General features: G+C 60.7%; 4 protein-coding genes and 1 pseudogene. 2 read left to right on the forward strand and 3 right to left on the reverse strand.

The genetic code is table 11. The features are described 5' to 3' along the window. Positions 1-90: 90 nt before the first annotated feature. Positions 91-750, reverse strand: a complete 660-nt coding sequence (locus tag HXW87_RS14760; RefSeq protein WP_222015110.1) for an isoprenylcysteine carboxylmethyltransferase family protein — start codon at positions 748-750, stop codon at positions 91-93. Between the two features lie 176 nt (positions 751-926). Here HXW87_RS14760 and HXW87_RS14765 point away from each other — a divergent pair, with 176 nt between their 5' ends. Then, positions 927-1,724, forward strand: coding sequence for an SDR family oxidoreductase (locus HXW87_RS14765; protein ID WP_047295032.1), 798 nt, complete (start codon positions 927-929; stop codon positions 1,722-1,724). Positions 1,725-1,768: 44 nt separating this feature from the next. Continuing rightward, a pseudogene (locus HXW87_RS29610) lies at positions 1,769-1,891 on the forward strand (metal ABC transporter ATP-binding protein); the annotation flags it as partial. 15 nt (positions 1,892-1,906) lie between these two features. Here the strand turns inward: HXW87_RS29610 and HXW87_RS14770 are convergent. Both HXW87_RS14770 and HXW87_RS14775 read right to left on the reverse strand, forming a co-directional pair. Continuing rightward, on the reverse strand, positions 1,907-3,301 hold the full coding sequence (locus HXW87_RS14770) for a HAMP domain-containing sensor histidine kinase (RefSeq protein ID WP_095666908.1): 1,395 nt from the start codon (positions 3,299-3,301) through the stop codon (positions 1,907-1,909). Then, positions 3,279-3,962 (reverse strand): response regulator transcription factor, encoded by a 684-nt coding sequence (locus tag HXW87_RS14775; RefSeq protein WP_003223938.1) that lies wholly within the window; start codon positions 3,960-3,962, stop codon positions 3,279-3,281. The genes HXW87_RS14770 and HXW87_RS14775 overlap by 23 nt, the downstream gene beginning before the upstream one ends. Between the last annotated feature and the right edge of the window lie 392 nt (positions 3,963-4,354).

Below are 4,354 nucleotides of genomic sequence, written 5' to 3' on the forward strand. Positions count from 1 at the left end.
CCTGTAGGAGCTGCCGCAGGCTGCGATCTTTTGCCTTTGATTTTCAAAAGCAAGGTCAAAAGATCGCAGCCTTCGGCAGCTCCTGCGGGGTCAGTAGACGCCCGGTAACAAGCGCCAGCTACGTGCGCAATAGGCCTCGTACTCCGCACCAAACTGCCCGCGCAGCAAGGCTTCTTCCGAGTGGATACGCGCGATCAACGGAATCAATGTCAGCGCCGCCAGAATCAACCCGACACTGGAACGAAACGCCAGCGCCCAGCCCACGGCATTGATCACCAACCCCAGGTAGCTCGGGTTGCGCAGGCGCGTGTAAATGCCGTCGGTGACCAACCGATGCCCCGGTTGAATCGCCACCAACCCGCTGAACCGTCGGCCCAGCACAAACACCGGCCACAGTCGCAGCGCGCCACCGACGATAAACAGCAGCGCGCCGAGCCAGCGCACGCCTTCAGCGCCGAAGGTCCAGAAGTCGATGCGATCGCAGTACGCCGGCAGAAAACCGCTGAGCAGACCGATGACGCCGAACGCCGGAATCACCCAGCGATTGGCCCGGTCCTCGCGCTCGCCCGAGCTCATGTTCACATCGGTGAACAGCGACGCCAGCACCATCAATACCGTGGCCAGCGCCACCAGCACCAGCGCCCCATGCGAGAAGAACACCGCCGGCCCGCCGATGCCCCACACCGCCAGCCCGAGATAGGCAAGGGTGGCCAGCACCGCGACCACGGTCATTTGCGCAGACATTTTCATGGTGTTCTCTAAAAAGCAGCTGACCCTTTCAGTGTAGAACGCCGCTCAACCCGCGAAGGCGTCGGATCGTTCGCGACCGGTCTTTGGTCGGCCACGTCTTCATACGGCCGACATCGCGTCTACGCTGATTCATTCCTTCTATTCGTCCGTGTATTGCCTATCGAAGAGGTGAACCCATGAAAATCGACTTGAGTGGAAAACTGGCCATCGTCAGCGGCAGCACGGGTGGCATTGGTCTGGGCATCAGCCAATCGCTGGCCGAAGCCGGCGCCACGGTGGTGGTCATCGGGCGTGAAGCGGCCAAGGTCGAGCAAGCGCTGGCGAGCATTCGGCAGCAGGTGCCGGGTGCGCAATTGCGGGGTCTGACGGCGGATCTGGGCACCGCCGAAGGCGCGGAAAAACTCTTCGCCGCTGAACCGCGTACAGACATTCTGGTGAACAACCTGGGGATCTTCGACGCCGTGGATTTCTTCGACACCCCGGACAGCGAGTGGACGCGTTTCTATGAGGTCAACGTGATTTCCGGCGTGCGCCTGGCGCGCCATTACGCGCCGGCGATGGTCGAGCAGGGTTGGGGGCGGATCATTTTCCTGTCTTCGGAATCCGGTGTGGCCACCCCGGCCGACATGCTCAACTATGGCGTGACCAAAAGCGCCAACCTCGCGGTGTCCCATGGCTTGGCCAAGCGTCTGGCCGGCACAGGCGTGACGGTCAATGCGATCCTGCCGGGGCCGACCTTTACCGGCGGCGTGGAACACATGCTCAAGGACGCTGCGGCCGAGTCCGGTCGCAACCTGCGCGATGAAGCCGACGCTTTCGTCCGCCGGGCGCGGCCGACGTCGATCATCCAGCGGGTGGCCGACGTTGCCGAGGTGGCGCATCTGGTCACGTACATTGCCTCGCCGTTTTCCTCCGCCACCACGGGCGCGGCCTTGCGCGTGGATGGCGGTGTAGTCGACAGTATGGCGATCTGAGTTCAACGGCCTTTATCAGGGTGGCCTTGAGGCGCTGCGGGCCAATTACCCGGCCTGATAGACAAAACGCAAAAACTGTGGAAGCGAGCTTGCTCGCGAAGGCGTCGGATCAGTCAACATCTTCATTGACGGTTACACCGCATTCGCGAGCAAGCTCGCTCCCACAGGGGAACCCTGTGACATCAGGAGTTGGCGATCAAACTCTGCCGGCAATCCAGCACCAGCTTCGCGCCCCCCAGTTCACTGCTGCCCACCTCAAGATTGAAGCCATGCAGGCTGACAATCGCCGCCACAATCGACAGGCCCAGGCCAAAGCCGCTCTGCGGTTGCCCGCCTTCGGCCCGATAGAAACGCTGGAACACCGCCTCACGCTCGGCTTCGGGAATCCCCGGTCCGGAATCGTGGACTTCGATCCGCGTATGCCCGTTGTCATTCACGCCGCGCAAAATCACCGTGCCACCCGCCGGGGTGAACTTGATCGAGTTGCTCAACAGATTGGCCAGCGCCTCGAACAACAACGCGCGGTCGCCATTGAGGGGCGGCAGGGTTTCTGGCATGTTCAGCACGAACAGCAGTTCGCCTTCTTCGGCCAGTGGCAGGTAAAACTCATGCAGTTCTTCCAGCAATTGCACTGGATCGAGCTCGACAAATCCTGAGCGCCGTTGACGATCTTCCAGTTCGGAAATCCGCAGCAAGCCGCGAAACCGCGCCATCAACGTATCGGCCTCAGCCAGCACCAGATCCAGTTGCGCCGCTGCGGGCGAACCTTCGCCGGCCTGTTGCTGCATGCGATACAACTGCGCGCGCAGGCGCGTCAGTGGCGTGCGCAAGTCATGGGCGATGTTGTCGCACACGCCTTTGACTTCGTGCATCAGCCGTTCGATGCGATCGAGCATGGCGTTGACGATGGCGGCGAGCATGTCCAATTCGTCGCGGCGGTTGGACAGCGGCAAACGGTGAGTCAGGTCGCCGGCGACAATGGCCTGGGCGCTGTCCTGAATCGCGCGGATGCGCCGCAGCGGCCGACGGCGCAACAAATGCCAGCCGGCAATCCCCGGCAGGATCGTCAGTGACACACCCCAGAACAAGGCATGCAGAATGATCCGTGTCACGGCGAACAACGAACCGTTATCGCGCAGCAACACCAGCCAGCGGCCATCGCGGGTCTGGGTCGCCACCGCGTCGCAGCTGTCGGCGGGCAGGGTCGGGTCATCGGAATCGGCGCAGTCATCCAGCGTATGAATCTTGCCGTCCAGCGGCAGGCCTTCGGGCAGTTGCTGCAAGGCACCTCCGAGGTACACGCCCTGGGCGTCGAACAGGCCGTAGGCGTCGATGCCGCGGATGTCGAAGGTCATGCTGGCGGCGAGCGCTTCTTCCAGTTGTTCACCGCGAAAGTGCGAAAACAGATGCTGACGTTGCATCAGCGAATGCTTGGCAAGGTTATCGAGGTAGCTGGAGACTTCGAAGTACATGACCCCCATAAGGATCGCGCTCCAGGCCACGAACAGCGAACTGTACAGCGCCAGCAGACGGCTGCTGGAGGAGCGCCAGCCGTCAGACGGGTTCGGCAATGACATAACCCGAGCCCCGTACCGTGCGAATCAGCGGAACATTGCCCGCCGCGTCGATCTTCTTGCGCAGACGACCGATGTGCACGTCGATCAGGTTGGTGCCCGGGTCGAAGTGATAGCCCCAGACTTCTTCGAAAATCATCATCCGCGACAGGATCTGGCCGCTGTTGCGCATGAGGAATTCCAGCAACTTGTATTCGGTCGGCAGCAGCGTCAGCACCTGCTCGGCGCGGCGTGCTTCGTGGCTGATCAGATCCAGTTCGAGGTCGGCCACCTGCAATGTGGTGGCCTGGGTGGCGACGCTGTTCTGGCGGCGCAGCAGCACTTCCACGCGCGCGGCCATTTCGTCGGTGGCGAACGGCTTGGTCAGGTAATCATCGCCGCCAGCCCGCAAGCCGCGCACACGCTCATCGACATCGGAGAGCGCGCTGATCATCAGAATCGGCGTGGCCACGCCCATGGTGCGCAGGGTGGTGACGATGGCCAGGCCATCGAGTTCCGGCAGCATGCGGTCGAGGGTAATCAGGTCGTAGTTACCACTGACCGCACGGTCCAGACCTTCGCGGCCATTGTCGACCCAATCCACTTCCAGGCCGTGGCTGCTGAGTTCGGCAACGATTTCACGGGCAGTCACGGCGTCGTCTTCGATGGTCAAAATACGAGTCATAGAGCAGGCCTTGATCGGTTCAAACGGGATGGCAGCATTTTGCCAAGTATTTTCCGTCGCGCTTTAAATTAACTTTCATGTATAGCCTGTCACAAACGCAGATTCGGGTGCCCGGCTGTCTTACCGTCAATGCAGAAAACCCGCTGCTTTGCGTGCATTGTTGCAAATTGCAATGAACAGAGAAGTTCAGTCTTTTTAAGTCGTTGAAAAATGTAGATTTATTTAAAGTTGTCGACTGGCACGGTCGCTGCAATTCATCTGCTGACGAGTTGTAACACCATTTTTCATGCCTGGAGCACTACAACAATGAATAGATCCTCTGATGGGTTTTATCCGGCCTTCGAAGGAGAGTCGAGCAACGTGTCAGGCGTGTCCTGGGGCGCGATCTTCGC

The sequence above is a fragment of the Pseudomonas sp. Y5-11 genome (assembly GCF_022368695.1).
In the GTDB taxonomy this organism is placed as follows: Bacteria; Pseudomonadota; Gammaproteobacteria; order Pseudomonadales; family Pseudomonadaceae; genus Aquipseudomonas; species Aquipseudomonas parakoreensis.